The organism is Vibrio plantisponsor (assembly GCF_013041605.1).
GTDB lineage: Bacteria > Pseudomonadota > Gammaproteobacteria > Enterobacterales > Vibrionaceae > Vibrio > Vibrio plantisponsor.
In genome coordinates this window covers 464830-489777 of the sequence record NZ_JABEQC010000001.1, presented here as the reverse complement: position 1 = coordinate 489777, position 24948 = coordinate 464830, and the positions used below count along the sequence as shown (strand labels likewise).

Below are 24948 nucleotides of genomic sequence, written 5' to 3'. Positions count from 1 at the left end.
TATAAACAGAATCTACTGAGTTCACATTCTAGCCATACAATCCTTTCTACACTGAGGCATAACATTTCAACAACGCGGTAAAAAAGTGCGAGGATCCATAATGAAAAGAATGCGTTGCTTGCCCCATTGGCTATTTGCCCTTTTCACCCTTTTATTTTCTGCCTCAAGCATGGCGTCTGGTGGCGCTAGTCATGGTTTGAATTTGACCCACTCCTATTTTGGCTACGCTGCTGTCATTATCTTCGTATTTGCTTATATTCTGGTCACGCTAGAAGAGTATTTGAAGCTCAGAAAATCTAAGCCTGTGTTGCTTGCCGCGGGTCTGATTTGGGCGATGATTGGCTATGTTTATCAGCAACAAGGGGCAACTGAGATCGCTCGTGAAGCGCTCGAATACAATCTTTTGGAATACGCAGAGCTGTTACTGTTCCTTTTAGTCGCGATGACTTACATCAGTGCAATGGAAGAGCGTCGGCTTTTCGATGCATTGAAGGCGTGGATGGTCAGTAAAGGGTTCAACTATCGAACACTATTCTGGATCACGGGTTTGCTGGCCTTTTTTATCTCCCCGATTGCTGACAACTTGACCACGGCGCTTCTGATGTGCGCCGTGGTTTTGAAAGTGGGAGGAAATCATCGCCAATTTGTCAATATCGCCTGTATTAACATTGTTGTCGCTGCAAACGCTGGCGGCGCATTCAGCCCTTTTGGCGATATCACCACATTAATGGTGTGGCAGGCAGGGCACGTCAATTTCTCTCAATTCTTAAATCTGTTTCTGCCTTCAATCGTCAACTACATGGTTCCAGCGTTAATCATGTCTTTCTTCGTCCCTAAAGAGACACCCGACACCGTCAATGAACATGTTGAGTTAAAACGGGGAGCTAGACGCATCATACTGTTGTTCGTTCTTACCATTGCCACAGCGGTCAGCTTCCACAGTTTATTCCACTTCCCACCAGTGATGGGGATGATGATGGGCTTAGCTTACCTGCAATTTTTCGGCTATTTCTTGCGTAAAACTTTGGCTGGTTCTCTGGCGAAGAAAACCGCTAAGGCAATCGCCAACAACGATGAAGCAGCACTCAAACGAATTGGTTCGGTAGTGCCTTTTGACGTATTCAGACGAATTTCACAAGCAGAATGGGATACGCTGTTGTTTTTCTACGGGGTCGTCATGTGTGTCGGCGGCCTGAGTCTATTGGGCTATCTCACCATGATTTCAGAAGTGATTTATACCCAGTGGGATCCTATGTGGGCCAATATAACTGTGGGTGTTCTCTCTTCGATCATAGATAACATCCCTGTGATGTTCGCTGTGCTTTCGATGGAGCCCTATATGTCACTGGGCAACTGGTTACTAGTGACGTTAACCGCTGGTGTCGGTGGTAGTTTGCTCTCTATTGGCTCTGCGGCTGGCGTGGCTCTGATGGGGGCGGCCCATGGTCAATATACCTTCTTTGGTCATTTGAAATGGGCACCTGTCATCATCTTAGGTTATGCAGCGAGTATTACTTTGCATCTAATGCTTAACCATTCGCTGTTCAATATTTTCTTCTGAACGAATGAAAGAACTTCGCTGTGGCAGTTAGAACACCTTGTTATTTGGATCGTTCTAACTGCAACAATTTTTCCTTGGTTTCAACGCCACCAGCATAGCCTGTTAGTTTACCGTTCTTACCAATTACGCGATGACACGGAACGATGACCGAAATAGGGTTTTTGCCATTGGCTAAACCGACTGCCCTCACCGCATTAGGATTACCAATTTCATCCGCGAGTTGCTGGTAGCTCCAAGTCTCTCCGTAAGGAATTTTGCAGAGCGCTTGCCAAACCGACTGCTGAAAATCGGTACCTTTTGCTGCCAGTGGTAAGTCAAACTGAGTGCGACGGCCTGAAAAATATTCCTCTAGCTGAATCTTAGCTTGATTCAAAATAGCATGATCATCGCTGTATGCGCCCAGCTCCTGCGGCTGTGTGGTCTGTATTTCAAACCAAACGCCGAGCAAGCCTGTATCATTGGCTTGTATCGTCATCTGTCCATGCGGGCTTTTATAGTAGGTGTAGTAGTTCATGTTATTTGGTTCCAACAGTGAAAAGTTGCGTAGCTTCCCCAAGGCGCTACTTGTTGTTTGTTCAGTTGCGGGTATCCAGCTAGCGCCTTCTTAACCACCAGATCAGTATCCAGAAAACAGTTGCTGTCCGATAACCCTCTTAGACGTGCATAACTGACTGTCCATGGGCCGATGCCTTTTAGCTTGAGCCAATGCTCAACGTCTTCATCAAAATTGTCTTGCATGTATTGAGCAAAGCGACTCAAGGTATCTTTGCGGCTTTGAGGCATACGCAAAAATGAAAGATCGGCATTGGCTACCTGCTCAGGTGATGGAAAAACGGCACTCTCATCTGGTTGTTTCAGATGAGCAACCAGCAAATTAAGCTGCCCAATCGCGGCTTTAATCGAAACCTGCTGACCTAATATCGCTCTCACACCCGCTTCCCATACATTCCATACTCCCGGAATTCGAATACCCGAAGTTTTAATTAGCCCCGGAGCAGCCTGCTCTATTTGAGTTTCAACCGCGACGATATCGACATCTAAGTCAAACAAACGTCTGAGCTTCACCACCAACTGCCGCAGATCCGTCATAGATTCCAGTTCAAACTCAACATCTAGGTGTGTCTCTGAGTTTTTCGTAGCTTTAAACCAGCCCTTTCCTTGGCCCAATCTAACGTGCCGAGCGTAGCTGTTGTCATCAACCGTTTCTAGCTCCTGAATCGCTCTCAGACGATAAAATGCCAACATATGTGCCCAATCAAAAGGCCCTCTAAAAGCCAGTGAGAGCTGATTTTTAGCCGTGATTGTGGCGCGTTCTTTACGTACCTGAGAAGGCGCCAGTTGCAATACTTTACTGAAAGCATCATTAAACCGCCGTGTGCTGTTAAAGCCACAAGCAAAACCGATATCGGTTATCGACATTTTGCTGTTGTGTAGCAGTTGTTTGGCAAACATCAGTTGATGATACTGCGCATACTGCTTAGGAGACATTCCGAGATGTGTTTGAAAGAGCTGACGCAAGTAACGATCGGATATTCCTAAACGATCTGACAGCTCACTAAGCTTATGACTTTGCAGCTCACCACTGTCAATCATAGATAGAGCGCGAATGAAGGTGGTTTCCACCCCCTTCCAAGCCCAAGAGCTTGGCGCACTGTCTGGGCGACAACGCAAACAAGGCCGATATCCCGCCTGAAGCGCCTGTGCTTGGTTTAGAAAATACTCGACATTTTCTTCTTTCGGTAAGTTAGCCGGACAGATAGGGCGGCAGAAAATACCCGTGGTTTTCACCGCAACATAAAACTGACCGTCAAAACGAGCGTCTCGACTTAGTCGCGCCTTTTGGCACTGCTCTTGAGTTAGAACGGCTTCCGCTACTATCGACATGAACTATCCTTAATCTTGAAATCAACATTAGTTTACGATGCTCTCAACATAACACTAGCCATATTCGGAACTGAATGCTCCACAAACTGTTCATTGATGCGTAACTAGGCTAAAAGTTCATTCGAATTTTTCAAACAACAAAGTCAATCAACAGCGATTATCAAATACACAATCATCTACTAAACTTCATTTCAACAGTTACAGACAACATCAAAACTTATTCGAAAGTTTTGAACTTTGAGGAATCTAAATATGTCAGATCTTAAAAAACTCCTAGCATCAAATGCTGGATTTGCTCCACTTGCTTTGCGTCTTCCTATTAGCATCATTTTTATGGCGCACGGCTCTCAAAAACTTTTCGGTTGGTTTGGTGGCTACGGCCTTCAGGGCACAGGTCAATGGATGGCATCTATTGGTTTAGAACCTGGCGTGCTGATGGCATTCCTTGCAGGTAGCGGTGAATTCTTTGGCGGCTTGTTCATTCTGATCGGTTTGCTGACTCGTCCGGCAGCAGCGGTTCTTGCTTTCACCATGGTGGTCGCAATCCTAAGCACACACATTAGTAACGGTTTGTTCCTCTCTAACGGCGGTTACGAATTTGGCTTAGCGCTACTGGCGGCATCGGTTTCTCTAGCTATCTCAGGTGCTGGCAAATTGAGTGTAGACAGTCTACTAAGTAAGTCATCTAAGTAATCGACGGATTGCAAAACACTAAAAAGGCGAGCTCTGATAATGCTCGCCTTTGTTTTATTTACTCGCTTGGTTTATTCATCCACTAAGCAAAAACGGAGTTACAAACTCGCTTCTCCGGCTCTTTGAATACTATAAGCAGTGAGAGGATCAATCTTCTTCACCAGCTCTTCAACGTGACCAATTGCTTCTATAGTAGAGCTGTTTTTGCGGTAGCTTAAGTAAACAGGTCGATGCCACTCTTCAACTCCCGAAATTAAATAGAGCTCACCGGAAGCGATAAACGGCTCCACAATAGAAGTTGGAAGGTAAGCACTCCCACCCTTCTCCAAAATGAAATCTAATGCAATACGGGCTGTTGATGTGCGTAAAAATGGCGCCGGCGCCTTAGGATGTCTGTCTGCATGCTCTGCCGCAAAGCGCGAGCCCCAGTCGACGTAAACATAGCGATTCTGAAATACCGACTCTAATGTGTCATTTTGTGTTGAGACCAGCACTAAAACCAGATCTGCAACTTTCTTGCAGTTCAGTTCTTCCGCCTTAATCTGATCAAAAGCAAAGGCCATATCTAATGTGCGCTCCAACAACTGTCGGCTAAGCTGTTCACGCCCCATCACTTCAGCCATAAATGCGTAGCCACCAAACGCATCGGTTACGACACTCAGACAGTTCTGTAGATACGCATCCCATATGTTCGGCGTACCACCAATCGTCAATTGCAACGCTTGACCATTTTCTAAAGAAAGTTCAAATTTAGCCTGCTGCAAGGTCGTCACCATGACCTCGGCATAACTGACCAAACGCTCCCCTGCTGACGTCAACTTAATGTTGTTGCGGTCACGAGTGAAAAGTTGCGTGTCGAAATAGCTTTCTAATTGTTTAATACGTGCACTTACAGCCGCTTGAGTTAAATATAGGTTTTCAGCAGCACGGCCAAAATGGCGTACTTGAGCCAACTCAAGAAAAGTACGAAAGACTTTTACGTCCATATAGAATCCTCTGAATTTACAGTCGAAGATTAACAAGGAAGTACAATTATGACGATAAAAAATTTTTGTTTTTCTTTTATATAATTTGCGCCTAACTTTCGCGGTGAACCAAAGCTACATAGTAGCAGCTCATATTTACACGAGGTTGATATGTTTGAGACTGCATTTCGTTTAGGAAAAAAACGTTTTTACGACACGAAAAAGTTCCCACGCGGATTCGCGAAATCCGGTGATTTCACTCTTGCGGAAGAGGATATCCTAACACTTTACGGTGAAACTCTTTCTGGCTTGGAAGCTGGTACTCTGCAACCTGAAAACGCGGAAGAACAACAATTTCTAAAAGTGTTGGATAATCCAGAATTAGCAGCAAGCAAAATCGAAAAAGCATGGTTGAAATACGTGCGTTTGGCTCGCGGTCGTAAACGCTTCCATACATTGAATGGTCGCAACAAACTTGACGCTTCATCAGATGACTACACAGACACTGATGACGAGCCTAGCTTAACCGAAGAAGGTTAATAGAAAGCTTCAGCACATTCTCGTGCTGAAGCTATCGACATGAACGCAAATTCAACACCTTTACGGTCGTGCATTGCGCCAGATTCAAAATTCTCAATGTTGTGCTTTCCGCTTTATCTGGTTTGAAGCTCAGAAAGTCATTCCCCCTTATTTTGTTAGATTCCATCACAACAAAGAACATCTCAAGCATTCTGCTCCTATCGAGTGTTTTACTTTTCCATGTCTACTTGGCTAACATCGCGACTTTTTTCAAAAAGGTTTCTTTCAAATGTTCTTGGTCATACTCGAGATGGTAAGTGTTGTGGAATCCAACTTTGAGCTCTACCCCATTCCCACGTAAGTAAATACTGTATCCATCGTAGTCAGAAAAAGCCTCTACACCCTCATAGATTTTGCCATGCTCGGTCGGCGTACCGTGTTCTATAATTGCCTCATACGCATGAAGTATTTTGGTTGGATCAAGTTCGTTTTTCATTGGTTTACTCCTTAATCTTTCCTTGCACAATAATTATGGGTAACGAACTTTCTCTTCGCCAACTTGCTATGAGTTATGAATCAAAATTTCACTTAATTTTAAAAGTGAATTTTGTTATGTGATGTTTTTAGTCATAGTTATGTAACACTGAGAAAGTCGCTTCCAAATCTACAATTATTAGCTTTAAAAGGCCACAAATAGGGCCATGAAATGAAAGTTTGACATAAAACAATGGCAGATACGGAAAACTTATTTTATAATGCAAATTAATAAAGCAACCCAAGGTGTTTAAAGCTGTGTTGTGATTGAATGGCAACGTTCGCAGACAACCAAACGTCACTTTAGGCATTGAGGGGGAGAAGACAATTACCAATATTAAGGGCGAAACATGAGACTTATCCCACTGAACAACAAAGCACAAGTCGGCAAATGGGCAGCGGCGCACATTGTTAAGCGTATCAATGCATTTAAACCAACTGCAGAACGTCCGTTTGTTCTAGGTCTACCAACAGGTAGTACTCCTCTTGAAACTTACAAAGCCCTAATCGAGCTTTATAACGCAGGTGAAGTGAGCTTCAAGCATGTTGTGACATTCAACATGGATGAGTATGTAGGTCTACCAGCGGATCACCCTGAATCTTACCGTACATTCATGTACACCAATTTCTTCAACCACGTTGATATCCAAGAGCAAAACATTAACTTGCTAGACGGTACTTCTGATGATCACGACGCGGTATGTAAACGTTACGAAGAAAAAATCAAATCTTACGGCAAAATCAACCTGTTCATGGGTGGCGTAGGTAATGATGGTCATATCGCATTCAACGAGCCAGCATCTTCACTGTCTTCACGTACACGTATCAAAACACTGACTGAAGATACTCGTATTGCAAACTCTCGTTTCTTCGGTGGTGATGTAAGCCAAGTGCCAAAATACGCACTGACTATCGGTGTGGGTACTCTACTGGACGCAGAAGAACTGCTTATCCTAGCGATTGGTCACAACAAAGCATTGGCAGTTGAAGCTGCGGTTGAAGGTTGTGTAAACCACCTATGGACAGTAAGTGCTCTGCAACTTCATCCAAAAGCAATCATCGTGTGTGATGATCATGCGACACAAGAATTGAAAGTGAAAACTGTTCGTTACTTTAACGAGCTAGAAGCAGAAAACATCAAAGGCTTCTAATTTCGGACGAATAATTGAAAAGGCTCAGAGATATCTCTGAGCCTTTTTGTTTCTAAATCTTTCTTCAGGTAGTTAGCTGAAGTGTTTAAGAATGCTTGTCCATTGTTGTCTTAGTAAAGTCAGGTTTTACAGGCAACTCTGAAGTTTGAGGATCTGCAACGTCTCCAATCTGCTCTTGAAGCTCTAAGCCCAAGTCATCAAACTCGTCCATTGCCGCTAATTCCTCACGTAACATCTCACTCGCATTTTCTGCAATCTCACTATCGTCCAAAGCTTCACCTTTCATAGGTACTGGAATTTGACGTTTATACAGCTTGTTCAGAGCGCGAATAATCGAGTGTTTGTTAACTTTCCCTGTTGCGATTTTCTTTTGCAACGGTCTTGCTAAGGCTTGTAACCCGACAACCGAGTTAACACCCATGTTGCTACCCACTTTATCGCGTAGTGTTCTTGCAGGTTCATAACCGAAGTGAGCGGACAGATACAACCAGATGTAAGCGATGGAGTTGCCGTTTGCGCCTCGGTCTACCCATGCTTCTGCTGCGTGGTACATTGATTCTGCATGACCTTTTTCCGAAGCTCGCTCCAACCAGTAACAAGCCTTTTCATGGTTGGCAGGGACACCGACACCTTTCAGGTAGTTGAGCCCCAGTTTCATCATGCCTTCTAAGCTGTTTCTTTTTGCCGCTTTCGAGTACCAGTAAGTTGAATCGCCCGGTGATGGCGTAATGTTGTCTTTGGAAATACACCAGTCACCCATGAAGATAATGGCTTCAATATGCTTTCTTTCGGCCGCTTCCTGAACCATGCCTAAGCCTTTAACAACGTTCACTTCAATCCCGCGTCCAGAGATAAACGCACGCCCCGTCTCATATTTGGCTTGTAAATCGCCGTCTAAACCATCGATATACAGCTGCCAGAAGCGACTTTTTTCCCTCAAAATCATGTCGTCACGCATTCTATTGCAGATACGAACGACACCATGCATACCATTAATATTGTCGAACTGAGCAGCTTTCTCGTACCAGAACAGCGCTTCTCTCAGGTTCTTTCTTTCCGCTTCTTTTGCTAAATACAAAATCGTTGGAATATGACCAGATTCCGCTTGAAACAAACGTTCTTTGCGCTCTTCTTCTCGCGTACGCTCAAGCGCTTTACGATAGGCTTCTTCTCGCTCTCTCTTTTCTTCTTCCAGCCTTTTTCTTCGAACTGAAAGAGAAATCATCCATATAAAAATCAGGATGAAAGACAAGCCTAATGCGCCGATGGCCATACCAATAATATTCATATGTTCTCTGTTTTATTTATCCTATTGGATTCTATACACCCTATTTCGGCAGAATCGCAACTAATTGAAGCATTTTAATCACTTTCACACGTCAATGGTTGTTAAAACGAACGAAATTGAGCGGTGCGAGATGAGTAATGGATGAATTATTACATTTGCAGTGAATAAAATATCTAACCTGAGGAGAAAAGATGAACAAGCAAAATCATCAACGAATTGTTCCTGAACTAAAATCACATTCATATTCCTCCGATTTGCCTAGCAGCAGGGGATAAAAAAACCGCAGTGACTGCACTACGGTTTCTAACGATGAACGAATACCAATTAGCTGCGCTTGCGCTTATTTACGCCCTACGCCCATGATGACTGGTTTCAATCCCTGAGGCGTATTGATTTCAAAAGCAATACGAGTAGTCACTTCGGAGAATCCAGCATTAGACAGAGCACTTTCAATGTCTGATTGGCTTAAACCATATTCTGGATCTGCATCGTCAACCAACCAATCCCAGTGAACAAAAAGCCCATCTTTGTCGAGTAGAGAGTGAATAATCACCGCAACTTCTTGGAAATCAGAAACAAAACCACACACTGAAGAAGCAACGACCAAATCAAATTGTTTGCGGAACGCTGGGTGTTGAGCAACCAAACCACGGGTTAAGTGATCAACAACGGGTTCAACATTCTTTAATTCTTTCTTATCAAGTTCTTCAATCATGGCTTCAGAGCCATCTAATGCGACGATATCTTTTGCCAATGGAGAAATCAGTTGAGTGAGCAAACCTGTCCCACAACCGAAATCCAGCACGTGCTTCCCTTCTACGTTTATCAATTTTTGAAGTTGTTGGAATACGTTTTGCGCAAAAACGGTTGTCGTTTCGTCTTTTTCCCAGTCAGGTGCGTATTCGTCCCAATCGTGTGCCATCATGGCCTCCGTGTTACTTCGTGTCTTCGGCATTTACGTCAAGATTAAACCAAAATGAGGTTTAGTTCCTAGCGTTAGCGTGCAATCTTATTGAAGAAATTGACATTCTTCCGCAAATCTTAATTTGGCTGTCTATTTTTGCCTCAATAATGGAGAAACTAGCAAATGCTGCCGACGGCTAAATCCAAGCAGCCACAGATAGGCAGAGTGACATTTTTTGTATATGATTCCTTAACTTTCATTCGCTTGAGCACACTATGAACCTGTCGCAACTTGAAGCTTTTTGTACTATCGCTGATACCGGCTCTGTCTCAGAAGCTGCGCGCCAATTAGAGTGCAACCGAACCAAGTTAAGTATGTCGATTAAAGCGCTGGAAAAGGAACTCGGCGTTGAATTGTTTCAACGTTCGGGTAACAACGTCACGCTTTCTGAAGCCGGAAAAGCTATTTATAAAGACTGCGAAAGTGTCCTGATCACAGCGACACGAATTCGTCGCACCTGTTCTCAGGTTTCCAGTGAGTTTGCAGCTGAAATGTGGATTGCCCGTGATGACTCTCTGCCTGATTCGCTATGGCAAGATCTCGCGCACAAGCTGAACAACTTGTTTCCCAACACTTCATTTAACTTGTTTTTGGCTTCCAGTGGCGACCTAGCCAATATGGTGGCAACACAACAAGTAGATTTTGCCTTCGGTGTCGATTACGAACGACTAGACGACCCAAGAATTACATACCAGCCACTGGGTAAGATCCGCATGATGTCTGTGTGTAAAGCGACACACCCACTTGCGAAACTTAAACGTGTGGCGGATGAAGAGCTTCGAAAATCAATGCAGGCAGTAATGGTATATCTGAATGAAAAAGATAACCCGAGCCTTGAACCCTTCTCCCGTCGTTATATCGGCTTTTCCAGCTTTGAATACATTCTGAATACTATCTTGACTGAAAACGCTTGGGGCGTATTACCAGAGCCGTTGATCCGTCACTATCTTCGCGAGCAACGCCTTTCCGTGATTAAACATACCTACGGGCTGACCCAAGAAGACTACTGTATGTTCAGCACCTCAGGAACCGCTGAAAACCCAGCGATGGTCTGGTTGGCAGATAAAATCAGTGATTATCTGTTTGATTTCTAACCTTCATGCAACTAAACCAGTCAGTGTCAAAAATAATGGCACCAAAAATATTACATAAGATATTGTAAAATATAAATAAATTTATAAAAGCTCAATTATCGCCCGCTCAAAAAATCAAATAGACATTGTCAAAGCCTATTTAAAAGCCAAAATATCAGCAGATTTTCAACTGGTATTTCCCCTATGTGTGCTAAAACAAACATCAACGAGAAACGCATTCTGACGCTTTCAGCCCTTATTTCTTCGGGCTTTGCTATGGGTGGTTTAGTTGTTGGCTTATTGGTTAGTTCACTCGTTATCTTGTTTGACGGTATGTACTCACTAGTCAGCTTACTGTTAACTATTTTGTCGCTAATTGCTTCTCGATATATTCAAAAGCCGTCTGATGACGAATTCCAGTTCGGTCGCGCGGCTCTTGAGCCTGCGGTAATTGCAGTTAAAGGTGCGGTTATTTTAATTGTCGTGTGTTCTTCGTTATATAGCGCAGTGGTTGCTATGTTTACTGGTGGTCGTGAGGTTGACGTTTCAATTGCGACTCTATTCGGTATTGTTAACGTGATTGGTTGTGGTATTGCATGGTTTTACATGACTAAGCTACACAAACGCACTGCATCTGACTTAATCGATGCCGAAGTTAAACAATGGAAAATGGATACTTTGCTAAGTGTGGCGGTAACTGTTGGTTTCATCTTAGCTTGGTTCTTGACTCTATCACCATTGGCTGAATACGCGGTCTATACCGACCCTATGATGATGTTGGCAATGTCGTTCTACTTCTTAAAAGTACCGTTCGAAATGCTGAAGTCTTCACTACGTGAAATTTTCATGATGGCACCAAGTGAAGAGATTTGTAACAAAGTCGACCAAGGAGTTCTAGCTGCTGGTGAAGAGTCGGAACAATTGGTAGAACTTGCGGCAGTAACCAAAATTGGTCGTGAGTTGTGGGTTGATGTAGACATCAAATCTGAAGACAACGTGATTGCTGTAGAAGATATTGAGCATACTCGACGTACACTTCACAAGAAGCTGTCCAAGCTGCCGTTTAATCTTCAGCTCAGCGTGAACATCGCAAGCTAACTTGAACAGAAAAAAGAACCCTCGCTATTGCGGGGGTTCTTTTTATTCATCTCTCACCATCTAATCTGTATTAAGCTTCATTTTCATGACTAATCTTTTGACTAAGCAAAGGCTCATTCGATTCGGTGTTCTTTTTACTGCGGGTCACCCACCAGCAGACCAATGAACCGACAGTGACCATCACTACCCCTTGCCAGAAAGATACGCCCAAAGCGACACCTAATATGGCAGACGAAAGTAATGTCGAAAACACGGGGGTGAAGTAAGACAGCGTAGCCAGAAGCATCATGTTTCCACGCAGAATCGCCACGTTCCACAACGCATAGCCACTCCCCATAACAATGCCAGTGAGCACTAAGTTCATTGTTGACGATAGGGTAAACTGCAAAGCACTTTCATCACTAATTGCGTACTTCACCCACAGTGATATCGCCGTCATGATAAAAAACACTGTGATAGCATTTTGGCCGTTGGCTAAACTCTTGGTCACATTACAGTAAACCGCCCAAATTATTGCGCCAATAAATGCCATGGAGTAGGTAACTGGGTTAGTCGCAACGTTAGCTGCAATAGCCGAAACAGAAAGACCGTCATCACCTGTAATTGTCCAAGCGACACCAATAAAAGCTAAAGCAATACTTGGATAAACCAGAATATTAACCGGCTTTCTGCTGATCAACACCGCTAACAATACAGTTAACGCAGGCCAAAGATAATTGACGACAGCCATTTGCAACGCTTGATGTCGGTCATTTGCCATACCAAGTGCAAGCGCTAAACAAATCTCATAACTGACGAACAAGGCGCCACCAATAATGAGGTACTTTGGAGAGAAAGAACTGAGTTTAGGTACCCCCATAACAGTCATCAAAAACAGTGACGCCACTGTGTAAATGAGTGCTGCGCCACCAATCGGGCCAAATTGTTCAGCGACAGTGCGGGTTAACCCCATCAAGCATGCCCATAGTAAAATGGCCGCAATACCATATAGAGTGTGTTTATGATGAGACAAAAGCTTTCTCCAAGTACCAATCAAGCTCGCACTGTAATTCATATGGTGAAAATAGAGAAGATGTGTATGCCTCACTCAACCCAAGCGCAGTGTTCTTGCTGTCATCAATACCAAGGCAAAATCTAGGATTCAACATTCAGCTTGCGAATAACACGAGCAGGTGTACCGCCCACCAGTGTATCGGGTGGAACATCACTATTGACAACAGAATTAGCAGCAATCACCGAACGTGCACCGATAGTGACACCTTGATTAATGACCACATTACCGCCTACCCAAACATCGTCTTCAACCACAATCGGTTTGCAAGTGGTTTCCCAGCGTCTTCTCGCCTTGTAATCCAAAGGATGAGTTGGGGTATAAAACTGAGCGTTAGGGCCAATTAAAACATTATTGCCAATTGTGATCGGGGCATTGTCCAACATTACGACGTTCATATTAATGAAGGTCTCTTCACCAATAGAGATGGTTTTGCCAAATTCACAGTGAAAGGGTGGCTGAACAAGGCTTCTGCCAATTTTGCCAAACAACTTTGACTGCAATAACAGACGCTCTTCTTGGTCAATACACTGATTGATGTCCAGTGTAAGTTGCGCTGTGGTTTTACGGAGTTCCACTATTTCTGGAGCGAAGCTATCAAAATCGAGACCATTCACCATCTTTTCTAATTCTGTCATTACTACACCCTACTCCGATGATTAGGATCAGAATCTTACCCCTTTTTACTCGGTGAAAAACAGAAAAGTGTAAAAGATAAATTTCCTCATTAACTCGTTTAACGTTGTGACAACAAACGAATCCATTCGCGAAGCTGGACGCCACCTTCGGGCGTAAGACTCCACACTAAGAAAGCGATATGCAGTAACATGACAAAGAAAAGCAGCAGCTGAAACGTGAAGGATTTAGGCTGTAAATTGAACGAATACTGTCCGATAACAGCCCCCGGCCAGCCACCCAACAGCGAGAGAAATAGCAAGGCAGACTCCCCCGTCACAACCTTGTTTCGTTTCTGGTTGCGCTTATCCAGAAGATAGACGACTAGCACAATGCTAGAAGCGCCGAGGTAGTAATAGACAATGGGCAGTGGATACTGCCAAAAATAAACACACCCGCCTAATGTTGCGGCAAACCAGACAACAATCAACGTCGCCCAAGGAAAAGAACGAACACCTTCTACATGAGTGGCTCTGCGGTTACCATTTTCATCTTGAGCAATAACGAAGCGAACAGGCTGTTTTATTTCACCTATATTGACTGAGTTCTTTACCTCCGAGAGAAGAAATTTGATCCTCAGCGCCCCTGAATCAGGAATGATATAGCCGTAACCTCTGTCTATGTACCATTCTGAAATTGTCCCTTTTAACGCCATGTTTATCTTTCAACAATGATTGGTTCTTTAATCATAGCCAAGCAAAACACAACCGCTTAGAAACCATCACAGAGTTTTTCCAGCAGACACAAAAAAGGCCGAGCAGACGGCCCAGCCTCTTGAACAATAACGCTTAAATTAAGCCGCCACGATTTCCCAACTGTGGGTCATATCAACGGCTTCACCTAACATAAGACAGACAGAGCAGTATTTTTCCAGCGAATCTGCCGTCACTTTCTCAACAATCTTGGCATCTAGGTTTTCACCCGTCACAACAAAGTGAATATTTACCTTAGTAAAGATGCGTGGTGCCGTGTCTCGGCGCTCAGCAGAAAGTTTTGCCACACAACCGGTCACTTTCTGTTCCGCTTTTTTTAGCCCATCGACAACGTCAACAGAACTGCAACCACCCGCCCCAAGCAAAACCATTTCCATTGGACTAGGAGCAGTAGAACCGCCATTGCCATCCATCACAACAGAATGGCCTGAGTTAGATTGGCCTAAAAACTTAAAATCTTCGACCCACTTTACTTTTGCTTCCATTTTAATACTCATTCTTTATTGTTTCAGAACCTGATATTACAACGCTAACATCAGTGAATTCCACGCCATTCTCACCATGATCTGGCTGATCCACATCGCCATCAGGGCAATCGCGCTACCGATCAGCAGACACAAACCATCGCGCTCAATAATACCCAATGCCAGACAAATAATCGCGAAATTTGGCAAAAAGTTAATAAATGGCAGAGGTAGGATAGCAATGGTGGCGAGCACACAAATCATCGCACCAATCACTCGGCGGGCATTCGCACTGGATAGGGGTTCCCAACGCGGTTTTACATATTCTTCCATACGCTCCAACCAAGGCATTACCTCTTGAGTGAACTTAAGCGTTTTCTCACGATGAATACGTTGTTTTTGAATGATATTGGGAAGCCGAGGAGCATGGAAACCCAACGCAATCTGTAACCCAAGCAAGAAATCGGCGACAGCCGCAAAGAAGGAAATACCGGGAATAAGTCCTGCCAGACTCAACATGATCAGCAGTGCGCCATATGAACGACGTCTAAGTAACTCTAAAAGCTCACCAATAGTCAGATATTGCTCAGGATGATACTTGAGCGTGTTGATAAGAAACAGCGAGGTTTTTTCCAAAGTGACACCCAAAATGTATAGGTAACGACAAAGCGAGGGACTTTCCACCCAGCGCTATGTGATGTGAGCAAACATTATTAAATTTGTCATCAAAAGACGCAATAGACTTAACGGTCGAAGATAAAAATCAACAAAGAATTTACTTTAGGCACGTTTGATAAAAGATATTTTTAAATATGCCCAAAAAAGAAAACCCCACTAAGTTTTCACTTAGCGGGGTTCTATTCTCTTCGCAGCAATCCGGCTACTAATAGGTGCTCCCTGCATCTATTCCCTGATAATCTGCTGGTTCCTTCAGCGCATTCCATTTCATCGCCATCCTAGCGGTGTCCTGAATCTGTCATCCTGACAGACGCTTAGTCCCTTAAGTTGTCTATTAACCGTTCTAAAACAACCATCCTAGCTATTTCGAACTTAACGTTAATATCCTTTGCTTTCCTTGCCGACTATTCATCCTGAACAATCGAATCTTCGTCCTGAAGATACTCTATCCGTGAGCTTTTCCATTTCCGTGCCAGCATCCTGCCAACACCTTAAGATTACGACATCGGCATTGAGTAACAAGTACGCTGGACAACAAATATATTCACGAGATTATTGATAGAAGACAAAATATTAGTATTTACAACAAGTTATAAAGAACGCCGACCGTTAATCTCAAGCATTTAAATCAAATATCTCACACGTCTTGTAAGAGATATCTCACAAACAGCACGAGCGATATCTACATCCGATTTAAAAGTGCAATCGCCTTACCTCTCCAAACTGGCTTGGAAGCTTTTAGTTTCTTATCTTTTTATAGACTAAAAGACACAAAATCAGGGTATTATTACAACCAAACTACTTGTCGCCATGATGACTAGAACAAGCAGATAGCGCAGCGCACTGTTCAACGTCCAGCTTAGCTTCAAGTAGCAGATAACTAGCGCAATTATCAATTATGATTTAGCAGAGGAAGCCTCACTATGATTTCGAAATGGTCACAACGTTTTTACCAAATGGCAGAACTTGTTGGCTCTTGGAGTAAAGACCCTTCTACACAAGTAGGGGCAGTTATTACAAAACAAAATCGAATTGTTTCTGTGGGCTTTAATGGTTACCCACATGGTATTTCAGACAGCGCAAACACAGACGACAGAGATATGAAATATCTCAAAACTCTACACGCTGAAGAAAATGCCATTCTATTTGCTAAACGTGACTTGGACGGATGCGAAGTTTACGTGACACATTTTCCTTGTCCAAACTGCGCAGCCAAGATTATCCAAACTGGTATATCAGCGGTTCACTGCCCGGAGCAGACCGAGGATTTCCTCTCTCGCTGGGGAGATAAAATTAAGGTGAGCCAAGATATGTTTTTGCAAGCTGGTGTCAAGGTTAACTGGTTACCACTCAACGAGTTAAAACCAATAAGTGAAATTCATAACGAATCTTAAAAAATAGCCCTCCAGATGGAGGGCTATTTTTTTATTTGGCGCTCAATTTTGTCTCAAAAGTGAAACCACTATGCAACTTTGAACTGTCATTAACATTTTTCCTGCATGCAACTCAATGTTCGACTTTAACAGTGGCTACACTGAAATTCAGGAGTCCCGATATACGTTTATCTAGTGGTTATTAAAAGTAAAAGGATAATTCATGAAGTCCACTACAACTGCGAACAACAATCCTGATCAAAAACACTTTCTGGTTACGATTTTATTTCTAATCGCAGTCAGTGCCGTGAGCTACACCTTACTAACCGAACATCAAACCTTTGCACGCTACTACTTCATCTATCCATTGTGTATGCTTGCTGCGTACTTTATGAGTAACATTTGGTTTAAACGCGTACTATCCGTAACGACGTTTGGCCTGCTGCTGGCAGGCAGCTATCTGGAGCCGCTGAACATCAGTGTACTCTCTCAAGCCTTTATACTAGTGCCACTTTGTTATATTGCGATTTTCCCCGGATCACTGTGGCCTATCTTCGTCGCATTAAGCATTCTCGGGATTTACGTCCCGCACGTTGCAGGTGCACAGGTACCTGAGTTCGTCGAAGCGTCAATTGAATTCTCCGCTATCGCCATATTTGCTACTGGCGGCACTTTCTACAAACAAAAACTGGGCAAACAAGTTGAACGCTATCGCAAAGACAGCCTTACCGATTTCCTGACACAAGTATCCAACCGCAAAGCCTTCAAACAAGATTTAGAATCGATAGCCAAAATTGCGGGAGAAACGAGTAAAACCAAGTTTGCATTGCTGTTACTCGATCTTGATGACTTCAAACAGATCAACGATTCACTCGGCCACCAACAAGGCGACTTATTGTTAATTCAGTTCGCAAAGCGCTTAAGCAACTTGGATTTCAACCGTATCAACATTTACCGATTAAGTGGTGATGAGTTCGCGGTGCTATTGCAAGATAAGTACGATGTAAACTTTTACTCTCAGCAAGTGGCCACTTACATCTTAGAAGCCTGTCAATCTGCCTATCATCTCGACAAGCGCAGTTACACCATGACAATCAGTGTTGGTATTGCTTCATTGGATGACGCTTTATACGACACAGATATCTGGTGTCGAAACGTCGATATTGCACTTAAAAGAGCAAAACAAGCAGGCAAGAACAGCATTCAATGGTTTGATGAGAACTTGATTGGAGAAACAGTCCGTAGTTACCAAATAGAGCGGGAGTTGAGCGATGCCATCGAGAAAGGCCAGTTGGCGTTGTATTACCAACCTAAAGTCGATATCAAAACCAATTTAGTACATGGGGCTGAAGCCTTAATCCGTTGGAAACATCCTGATTTGGGGATCATTCCTCCCGACGAGTTTGTGGGAGTTGCTGAACGCAGCCAACAAATTATCCCTATCGGACGCTGGGTGATTGAAACCGCATGTCAGCAAGCCAAAGCGTGGGATCAACTCGGCCATCCGATTTGCGTCGCGGTAAACGTTTCAACCGTGCAATTTCTCTACGATGACATCTTCCATGTTGTGACCAAAGCACTGAGAGACTCCCAGCTCAATCCTCAGTTATTACAGCTGGAAATCACTGAAACCACATTGATGCAGCAACCACAGCGAGTGGTCGATGCATGCCACGACTTACGTACTTTAGGTATCCGAGTCGCCATTGATGATTTTGGTGTTGCTTACTCTTCATTGAATTACTTAAAACAACTCCCCATCGATGTTTTGAAAATCGATAAGTCATTTATCGATGAGTGCTGCTCCAATCACAATGACCACATGCTGGTGCGAACCATCATTCAACTTGGTCACAATATGGGGAAAGTGGTCACGGCTGAAGGCGTTGTCAATGATGAACAGCTCTATTTGTTGGCAACCGAAGGCTGTGACGAGTACCAAGGCTATTTGTACTCTCGCCCAGTCCCTCCTTACGAATTTATGGCTCTTTTATCGAGCAGAAAAGACGTCGCAATCCCTCGTCCTCAAGTGGCCGCTCACGGATAAATTCATATCCCATCAGATCATCAACATAAGGGGCATTTCGCCCCTTTAATGTTTACTCTTTGCGTAGATAAAATGATATGCAGCCAATTTTTATGTAATACCAAACTGTATTGCCTCAATAGAAATCTGACATAAATACAGATAGACGCGAAATAAGTTACCTTAATCACTTTCTGTCAATACGTACAAACACTTAAAATTGCACATTAAAGCTCTATTAATGATCGAGTTAACAGTTAAAAATATGGGCATTATTTTTTCTAGCAGAATAACCTATCAGACATTACAATCCCGCCACATAAAAATAACAATACTTATCCCCAATACCAAACGCAGTAAAAACTGTGGGTATCAGCTCAACCATAACGTGAAAGGTTTACAGCAATGAGTCCAGAAAAACATCTACTCGATTGGCAGACCAGCCAAACTATCGCAGAATCGATGTCACCATTAATCGGCCAGCTCTATCGTTTAAAAGGTGTTGAAGTTATTTTGTATGGTAAGACACTGATCAACGCCGCTACCATCGACATCATTAAAACCCACCGCATTGCCCGCCGATACACTGGAACCGCACTCTCTCTAGAACAAACCATGCCGATTTTGCAGCGCTTAGCTGGTTTAGACTTATCGCCATGTCGCATCGATATTGGTCAACTTGGTCACCAGTATTGGCAGCACCACACTGATGAAAACAACTTAGATGATTTTCTTCAAACTGCCCTACTCAGTAGCTTAAACGGCACTACGATTACGACACCAAAAGATGTGGTTCTCTATGGTTTTGGCCGTATAGGTCGATTACTGGCTCGTTTGCTGATTGAAAAAAGTGGCCCAGGCTACCCACTAAGACTGCGTGCCATTGTTGTTCGCGGTGGTAAACAGGGTGATTTGGAAAAGCGCGCAAGCTTGCTAAGAAGAGATTCGGTGCATGGCCAGTTCAACGGCAGCATCATTGTCGACAACGAACATAAAGCACTCATTGTTAACGGTAACTTCATTAAAGTTATCTATGCCAACTCCCCTGAAGAGATTGATTACACCAGTTATGACATCCACAACGCACTCGTTGTTGATAACACAGGTGTATGGCGTGACAGCGAAGGGTTGAGCAAACACTTAAGCTCTAAAGGCGCAAGCAAAGTATTGCTAACAGCTCCGGGCAAAGGTGATATTAAAAACGTAGTATTCGGTGTTAACGAATCCGTTATTCAACCTGAAGACACCATTATTTCAGCAGCAAGCTGTACCACAAACGCTATCACACCAATTCTGAAAGCGATGAATGATAAGTTTGGTGTGGTATCTGGTCACATTGAAACCGTGCACTCATTCACCAATGACCAAAACCTCATCGACAACTTCCACAGCGGCGAACGTCGTGGTCGTTCAGCGTCATTGAACATGGTTCTGACTGAAACTGGTGCTGCAAAAGCCGTTGCAAAGGCGCTGCCTGAATTGGCTGGTAAACTTACTGGTAACTCAATTCGCGTTCCTACGCCAAATGTTTCCATGGCGATCGCTAACCTGAACTTAGAAAAGAGCACAGACAAAGAAGCGCTCAATACTTATCTAAGAGAGATGGCATTGAACTCTGCCCTGTCAGCGCAAATTGATTACACAGAATCAACAGAGATCGTATCGTCTGACCTCGTAGGTTCACGCTACGCTGGTGTAGTCGACGGAGCTGCGACCATCGCTCAAGATAACCGATGCGTTCTGTACGTTTGGTATGACAATGAGTTTGGTTATAGCTGCCAAGTGGTTCATTGTATGGAACAGATGATGGGTGTGCGCTACAAAACATATCCACAAAAGTAAGAATTAGACTCCACAACATAATAATAACCGATACTGACGAAGTGGTTTCTGACCCATTTAGCCACTGCTTCTGATGACATCCCCCCGTTTTGCCGCTCTATCCCTGATATGAGCGGCTTTTTTCATCTGTTTTACAAGCAAATTTGCACCAGCAAACTTAACTCTTTTGGAAAAATATAGTTAAACTAACGAACTATATTTTGGGGAGAATTTTCTTAAGCAAGAAAGAGGCTAATACTATCTATGAAACAAGCGATATCTGTGTTTTATGCTCGTTTTAAATCGGCACCGAAGTGGTTAAGAGCCTCAACATATCTAGCACTTACCTATGTGGCTTATGCCGTCATTATCGGCCTTATTGCCCCTGCGGTTATTCAGTCGCAAGCACCCAAGCAACTTAGCCAACTGTTAGGTCGCAACGTCCAACTTGAGAGAGTCTCGATTAACCCTTTCCTGCTTAGAGCTCGGATTGAAAATTTCGCCATTCTTGAGCAAAACCAACAACAAGCATTCACCCAGTTTGCACTGCTGGAAGTGGAAGTTAACTTTTGGCAAAGCTTACTAAGCTTAAAGCCAACTGTAGACCATCTGTTTCTTGTCCAGCCTGGAATCCAAGTACAACGCGTAAATGAACATAATGCGTTTAACTTCAGTGATATTCTCGAAACATTAGCCAGCAACAATCCACCACAAGCTGAAGATAATACTTCTGAAGAGGCTGCCACCAATACGATCCCTGCATTCAAGGTTAACGCTGTTGCTATCACTGATGGTGATGCCAGATTTGCAGACTCCGTTACTGGTGCTGACTTAAATTACCAACAGATTTCCCTAAAGCTCAACAACATTGATAGTCAGGCTTACGCTCTGAGCCTGCCTGCTAACCAAGATGGAAAACTGAATCTGACCGAAAACGCTAACCAATACCAATTTTCGTTAGTGAGTGCGGATCAAAGCCCGCTCGCTCTCAATGGTCAATTTCAGCTTTCTCCATTTGAAATTAAAGGTGATGTGACACTCAGCGATCTGACGCTAACGCCATATTGGCCGTTCGCAAAGGAACTGATAGCAGCACGATTGAGCGACGGTTCAGTCAGCTTCTCGACCAATTACCATGCAAAACAAGTTAATGACTCGCTTTCATACCAAACTCAGAACGGACAGTTCTCGCTTTCCAATCTCGTTTTTAATGATCAACAATCTGAAAAGGTAAAACTGCCTTCATTGGTTGTCAGTGATATCCAACTGTCCGGCGATGAACAACTGATCAATATCGCTGATATTTCAATGCAAGGCTTATGGTTTGACGCAATGTTGGACAAAAATGGACTCGATTTAGCCGCACTGTTCACGCCAAGAACCCAAACAAACGGTGTTGCGCCTAAACAGGATACTTCAGCTAATCAGGCAGTAAACCAAGAATCAACGACACCGCAGTGGAAGGTTCGACTTGAGAAATTCTCAATGGCAGATTCGGACTTCAATGTGTTGGAAAAAGTTCAGTCACAAGATGTGCACTGGCGCGTGCACCCTATGACAGTAACAACTAAAACGATTCAAAGCGACTTAGTCGAACCTATCGAATATGACGTCACTCTTAATGTGAGCTCAAGTAGCAAGCAGCAGCCAGAAAACGCTAGAGGCTCTTTTGCAACTCAAGGCAGCGTAGATGTGAAAGCACTAAAAGTGGATGGCAATTTGTCCATTGATTCACTGGATCTGACACAGCTACAGCCTTATCTCACCCCTTATCTGAATATTCGCTTAACCAAAGGCGCACTCAATACCAAAGGAAATTACAACGTCAGTGGGGCAGACGACATTAATTTCGACGGCTCGCTCAGTGTTAACAATCTTTTGATGCGTGACACCATCAAGCGAGAACCTTTGGTGAAATGGCAGAAAATGTCTGTGGACTCACTACGTTTTAGTTCAAAACAAAACCAGTTGATCATCAAAACGGTGTTGCTCGATGCGCCATACGCTAAAGTAATGATTGCCGAAGATAAGCGCACCAACATTGGCGATATTGTGGTTACTAAACAGAGTGATACCTCAACGGCCACAACTGACAAAGCCGCGACAACCAAAGCGACAGTGACCACGAAAGGCAACAGCAGCAAGCCTATGTCGGTCATAGTTCAACAGATTAAGTTTGCCAACGGCTCGGCGTTTTTCGCTGACAACTCGCTAACCCCTAACTTTGCCTCCGGTATTGAGCTACTCGAAGGTTCAATCAAGAACCTGTCTTCGACTCCGGGAACGAAAGCTAGTGTGGATATTGCTGGCAAAATTGACAAATATGCACCAGTAACGCTGAAAGGTGAAATTAACCCACTGATTGAAAAGCCTTACCTCGATCTTGCCTTAGTGTTTAGAAGCGTTGAGCTGACTTCCGTCAATCCGTATTCTGGAACCTACGCGGGTTATTACATCGATAAAGGCCAACTTTCACTCGACCTGAACTACCGCTTAGATGACAACCAGCTTCAAGGTACAAACCATCTTGTTATCGACCAGCTGCAACTGGGTAAACCCAGTGATTCCAGCCTTGCCACCAGCCTGCCGATCACTCTGGCGATTGCGATATTGCAAGATCGCCACGGCGTGATTGATTTGGGTGTTAACGTGTCAGGTGAAGTGGATGATCCTGACTTCAGTTTTGGTAGTGTGATTTTGAAAGCGTTCGCCAACATCATTACTAAAGCCGTGACAGCTCCGTTCTCACTGTTAGCTGATCTTGTCGGTACAGATGAAGAGTTGAATCAAGTCACTTTCCAAGCCGGTATTGCAACCTTAGATGACGAAGAGAAACAGCGCATAGGTAAACTTGCACAAGCGTTGCAGGAAAGACCGATTCTTAAAGTCAGTGTCGAAGGCTCTGTCTCTGCTCCAGACGACAGCTATGCATTGGCTGAACAGAATGTGCAGAAAACCCTACTCGCCAATAGTGGGCTGGAAACACTTCCTGAACCATTCAGTGCCAGCCGCATTACCGAATCTGCACCGTTAGTCGATGCACTTGAAGAACTTGCCGAGGAACAATTGCAGTTAGATATACGCCAAGAAAGAGATAAGGTCGAACAGCAACTGACTGAAAAAGCCCAAGGCGCAGAAGTGACCAAAGAACAAATTGAGACTGTTGTTCATATGGGGCTCTACAATCAGTTAGTCAAAGCGACCAACGTCGATAAAAACAGTTTGAGTAATCTCGCAGCAGAGCGTGCAAAAGCGGTCAAAGCGTATTTGGTGGAAGAACAACAAATCAGTCCAGATCGAGTGTTCCTGCTCGACAGTAAGACCGATTTGAAAACAGAAAAAAGTGGTGCTGAGTTAACCGTAGGCGCTGAATAACCTTCCTCACTTCCTCAACTCTAGCCCAATCCTTTGTTCTCTAAAGGGTTGGGCCTTTATCATCTATCTGAATGGCTTGTTCATGTTTAATTCATCTGTGCCGGGCTAAGATGGGGGCAATCAAAACAGGAGCAGACAATGAATAGATTTCTTATTACCGTACTGACGCTCATAACTGGATTCTTCGCACTGACATTAAGTTTGTTGCTCGTCATTCCATTGACGATTGCAGCACTCATCACTGGCAAAAAACTGCAAAATCAACTGCATCGTCGTCCGTTTTATCAGGCTCAGAACAATCAGACCTACGGCAATACCATCGATGGTGAGTTTGAAGAAGTGAACACCCATTCGAAGTATTAACAAAGAACCCCTCGTCATTGAGGGGTTCTTTGTATTTATGGCTAGAAAATAACGGGAGCTGAACTTACACCGTAAGCAGAACTCGCGCAGCAAGCAGCAGCAAAACAATCCCTGACAAACGATCAATCAATACCGCTCTGGAACGTAGCTTGTCGAGAATGAGTGGGCTTGATAGCAAGAAGGTAATAAAGGTATACCACAAGCCGTCAATGACAAACGGCGTCACGACGATGATCGCTTTACTACTCAACTCATGCCCAACGGCAACAAACTGACTGAACAATGCGATAAAGAACAGCGCAATCTTTGGGCTTAATAATGAAATCAAAAAACCTTCACGCGCAGATTGCCATGCACTTACCGTTTCGCCAGATTCTAACTTCGCTGCTACACCACCTTTAGAGCGAATGGCGTTGAACCCCAAATAAGCCAGATACCCAGCACCAGCATAACTGATGGTTTTAAACAGCAGTGGCGACTGGTGAAGAACCACTGCCAATCCAATCAATGTAATAAACGCATAAATACCTATGCCGAAAGCATGAGCCCACGCCGTTGCTAAACCGTTGCGACGCCCGCCAGCAAGGCTGTGCTTTGCAACCATAGCCAAGCTAGGTCCGGGAGACATAGCCCCCAACAAACAAATAGTAAAAAGTGATAGCCAAACTGTTATTGTCAT

General features: G+C 43.8%; 24 protein-coding genes. 12 read left to right on the top strand and 12 right to left on the bottom strand.

Annotation, left to right across the window (positions count from 1 at the left end; all coding sequences use genetic code 11):
* Positions 1 to 109: 109 nt before the first annotated feature.
* A complete protein-coding gene (gene nhaD, locus HKI82_RS02300) occupies positions 110 to 1561 on the top strand; it encodes a sodium:proton antiporter NhaD (protein WP_171137209.1) in 1452 nt (483 codons plus the stop codon).
* Positions 1562 to 1601: 40 nt separating this feature from the next.
* Here nhaD and HKI82_RS02295 read toward each other — a convergent pair whose 3' ends face one another.
* Together HKI82_RS02295 and HKI82_RS02290 are read right to left on the bottom strand one after the other, a co-directional pair.
* Positions 1602 to 2075 carry a methylated-DNA--[protein]-cysteine S-methyltransferase gene (locus HKI82_RS02295; protein WP_171137065.1) on the bottom strand — a complete coding sequence of 158 codons (474 nt, stop codon included), beginning with the start codon at positions 2073 to 2075 and terminating at the stop codon, positions 1602 to 1604.
* The gene (locus HKI82_RS02290; protein ID WP_171137064.1) at positions 2072 to 3445 is read right to left on the bottom strand and encodes a DNA-3-methyladenine glycosylase 2 family protein; all 1374 of its coding nucleotides are present in this window, start codon (positions 3443 to 3445) and stop codon (positions 2072 to 2074) included. The genes HKI82_RS02295 and HKI82_RS02290 overlap by 4 nt, the downstream gene beginning before the upstream one ends.
* A 252-nt stretch (positions 3446 to 3697) precedes the next feature.
* Between HKI82_RS02290 and HKI82_RS02285 the strand changes: the two genes are divergently transcribed.
* Positions 3698 to 4138, top strand: coding sequence for a DoxX family protein (locus HKI82_RS02285; protein ID WP_171137063.1), 441 nt, complete (start codon positions 3698 to 3700; stop codon positions 4136 to 4138).
* Positions 4139 to 4236: 98 nt separating this feature from the next.
* On the opposite strand, the gene HKI82_RS02280 is transcribed toward HKI82_RS02285, so the two are convergent.
* Positions 4237 to 5124 carry a LysR family transcriptional regulator gene (locus HKI82_RS02280; RefSeq protein WP_102939788.1) on the bottom strand — a complete coding sequence of 296 codons (888 nt, stop codon included), beginning with the start codon at positions 5122 to 5124 and terminating at the stop codon, positions 4237 to 4239.
* 150 nt (positions 5125 to 5274) lie between these two features.
* Here HKI82_RS02280 and HKI82_RS02275 point away from each other — a divergent pair, with 150 nt between their 5' ends.
* Complete coding sequence (locus tag HKI82_RS02275) at positions 5275 to 5643, top strand: MaoP family protein (RefSeq protein WP_042479670.1); 369 nt, start codon at positions 5275 to 5277, stop codon at positions 5641 to 5643.
* Positions 5644 to 5866: 223 nt separating this feature from the next.
* Here HKI82_RS02275 and HKI82_RS02270 read toward each other — a convergent pair whose 3' ends face one another.
* On the bottom strand, positions 5867 to 6118 hold the full coding sequence (locus HKI82_RS02270) for a DUF3081 domain-containing protein (RefSeq protein WP_102939789.1): 252 nt from the start codon (positions 6116 to 6118) through the stop codon (positions 5867 to 5869).
* Positions 6119 to 6506: 388 nt separating this feature from the next.
* Here HKI82_RS02270 and nagB point away from each other — a divergent pair, with 388 nt between their 5' ends.
* A complete protein-coding gene (gene nagB / locus HKI82_RS02265; protein ID WP_102939790.1) occupies positions 6507 to 7307 on the top strand; it encodes a glucosamine-6-phosphate deaminase in 801 nt (266 codons plus the stop codon).
* An 85-nt stretch (positions 7308 to 7392) separates the two neighbouring features.
* On the opposite strand, the gene HKI82_RS02260 is transcribed toward nagB, so the two are convergent.
* Together HKI82_RS02260 and HKI82_RS02255 are read right to left on the bottom strand one after the other, a co-directional pair.
* Positions 7393 to 8595: a tetratricopeptide repeat protein gene (locus HKI82_RS02260; RefSeq protein ID WP_102939791.1), complete on the bottom strand. Its 1203-nt coding sequence runs from the start codon at positions 8593 to 8595 to the stop codon at positions 7393 to 7395.
* A 340-nt stretch (positions 8596 to 8935) separates the two neighbouring features.
* On the bottom strand, positions 8936 to 9517 hold the full coding sequence (locus HKI82_RS02255; RefSeq protein WP_102939792.1) for a class I SAM-dependent DNA methyltransferase: 582 nt from the start codon (positions 9515 to 9517) through the stop codon (positions 8936 to 8938).
* Positions 9518 to 9774: 257 nt separating this feature from the next.
* Here HKI82_RS02255 and HKI82_RS02250 point away from each other — a divergent pair, with 257 nt between their 5' ends.
* Positions 9775 to 10653 carry a LysR family transcriptional regulator gene (locus HKI82_RS02250; RefSeq protein ID WP_042479662.1) on the top strand — a complete coding sequence of 293 codons (879 nt, stop codon included), beginning with the start codon at positions 9775 to 9777 and terminating at the stop codon, positions 10651 to 10653.
* A 183-nt stretch (positions 10654 to 10836) separates the two neighbouring features.
* Entirely contained in the window at positions 10837 to 11730 is an 894-nt protein-coding gene (locus tag HKI82_RS02245; protein ID WP_102939793.1) for a cation diffusion facilitator family transporter, read from the top strand.
* Between the two features lie 70 nt (positions 11731 to 11800).
* Here HKI82_RS02245 and yddG read toward each other — a convergent pair whose 3' ends face one another.
* Entirely contained in the window at positions 11801 to 12742 is a 942-nt protein-coding gene (yddG, locus tag HKI82_RS02240) for an aromatic amino acid DMT transporter YddG (protein WP_171137062.1), read from the bottom strand.
* Here yddG and HKI82_RS02235 point away from each other — a divergent pair.
* Positions 12731 to 12868: a hypothetical protein gene (locus HKI82_RS02235; protein ID WP_171137061.1), complete on the top strand. Its 138-nt coding sequence runs from the start codon at positions 12731 to 12733 to the stop codon at positions 12866 to 12868. The two genes, yddG and HKI82_RS02235, sit on opposite strands and share 12 nt — an antisense overlap.
* Here HKI82_RS02235 and HKI82_RS02230 read toward each other — a convergent pair.
* The 4 genes from HKI82_RS02230 to HKI82_RS02215 all read right to left on the bottom strand — a co-directional run bounded on the left by HKI82_RS02230 (position 12865) and on the right by HKI82_RS02215 (position 15269).
* Positions 12865 to 13419 carry a sugar O-acetyltransferase gene (locus HKI82_RS02230; RefSeq protein WP_102939794.1) on the bottom strand — a complete coding sequence of 185 codons (555 nt, stop codon included), beginning with the start codon at positions 13417 to 13419 and terminating at the stop codon, positions 12865 to 12867. The genes HKI82_RS02235 and HKI82_RS02230 overlap by 4 nt on opposite strands.
* A gap of 98 nt (positions 13420 to 13517) precedes the next feature.
* Positions 13518 to 14111 (bottom strand): DUF1294 domain-containing protein, encoded by a 594-nt coding sequence (locus HKI82_RS02225; RefSeq protein ID WP_102939795.1) that lies wholly within the window; start codon positions 14109 to 14111, stop codon positions 13518 to 13520.
* Between the two features lie 138 nt (positions 14112 to 14249).
* On the bottom strand, positions 14250 to 14654 hold the full coding sequence (locus HKI82_RS02220) for an OsmC family protein (RefSeq protein ID WP_102939796.1): 405 nt from the start codon (positions 14652 to 14654) through the stop codon (positions 14250 to 14252).
* Between the two features lie 36 nt (positions 14655 to 14690).
* On the bottom strand, positions 14691 to 15269 hold the full coding sequence (locus HKI82_RS02215; RefSeq protein WP_240956630.1) for an exopolysaccharide biosynthesis protein: 579 nt from the start codon (positions 15267 to 15269) through the stop codon (positions 14691 to 14693).
* Between the two features lie 965 nt (positions 15270 to 16234).
* Here HKI82_RS02215 and HKI82_RS02210 point away from each other — a divergent pair.
* The 5 genes from HKI82_RS02210 (at position 16235) to HKI82_RS02190 (ending at position 24269) form a co-directional block, all read left to right on the top strand.
* Positions 16235 to 16705: a dCMP deaminase family protein gene (locus HKI82_RS02210; protein ID WP_042479650.1), complete on the top strand. Its 471-nt coding sequence runs from the start codon at positions 16235 to 16237 to the stop codon at positions 16703 to 16705.
* 202 nt (positions 16706 to 16907) lie between these two features.
* A complete protein-coding gene (locus HKI82_RS02205; RefSeq protein ID WP_102939798.1) occupies positions 16908 to 18731 on the top strand; it encodes a putative bifunctional diguanylate cyclase/phosphodiesterase in 1824 nt (607 codons plus the stop codon).
* A 384-nt stretch (positions 18732 to 19115) separates the two neighbouring features.
* Entirely contained in the window at positions 19116 to 20552 is a 1437-nt protein-coding gene (locus tag HKI82_RS02200) for a glyceraldehyde-3-phosphate dehydrogenase (protein ID WP_102939799.1), read from the top strand.
* 243 nt (positions 20553 to 20795) lie between these two features.
* Positions 20796 to 23906: a DUF748 domain-containing protein gene (locus HKI82_RS02195; protein ID WP_102939800.1), complete on the top strand. Its 3111-nt coding sequence runs from the start codon at positions 20796 to 20798 to the stop codon at positions 23904 to 23906.
* Positions 23907 to 24044: 138 nt separating this feature from the next.
* Positions 24045 to 24269 (top strand): FxsA family protein, encoded by a 225-nt coding sequence (locus HKI82_RS02190; protein ID WP_042479645.1) that lies wholly within the window; start codon positions 24045 to 24047, stop codon positions 24267 to 24269.
* Positions 24270 to 24333: 64 nt separating this feature from the next.
* On the opposite strand, the gene HKI82_RS02185 is transcribed toward HKI82_RS02190, so the two are convergent.
* On the bottom strand, positions 24334 to 24948 hold the full coding sequence (locus HKI82_RS02185) for a LysE family translocator (protein WP_042479644.1): 615 nt from the start codon (positions 24946 to 24948) through the stop codon (positions 24334 to 24336).